We start from the raw sequence: 569 nt of genomic DNA, 5'->3' as shown, positions 1-569 counted from the left end.
CACGGTCTGCATGCTGTATTAGAGACGTGTAGTCTTTCCCGTCAGCAGGAAATGTTGTTGCACTGATCGAAATAGAGTAATCTTCATAAGCAATATTTTTACTTAGCTCACTCGCATACCTTGCGGTAATGAATTTTAGTTTTGAGTTGTTTTTCAACTCAGATATGACAACCACGAACTCATCACCACCGATTCGAGCACATAAGTCTTCTTGACGAGTTAAAGCACTGATTCGTTTTGCGATGCTCTTGAGTACTGCTTCCCCTGCCTCATGCCCGTGTAGATCATTAATTGGTTTGAAGTTGTTCAGGTCAATAAACAAGATTGCGAACAAACGGTTTGATCTATGTGAACTACTGATGAGCATGTTCACGAATTCTTCGAGTTTGCGTCTTGTAGATAAGCCCGTTAACTGATCATGCGTCGCTTCCTTGACCAGCTTTTCGCACAGCGAAACTTCTTTGCTAATGTCGCGCTTTGACTTCCCGGCCGATACCAATGATTTTAGTATCCCCTGTATCAAGGTAATTTTGAATATATTGATCATGATGTTTAGCTAAGTTGTCAGC

General features: G+C 41.5%; 1 protein-coding gene. It reads right to left on the bottom strand.

Features of this window, described 5'->3' with window-relative positions; all coding sequences use genetic code 11:
* A partial coding sequence (locus tag A3738_RS27720; protein ID WP_156504550.1) for a GGDEF domain-containing protein occupies positions 1 to 547 on the bottom strand: 547 nt, incomplete at its 3' end.
* Between the last annotated feature and the right edge of the window lie 22 nt (positions 548 to 569).

The organism is Oleiphilus sp. HI0066, from assembly GCF_001635725.1.
This window is presented reverse-complemented; position numbering and strand designations above follow the sequence as displayed.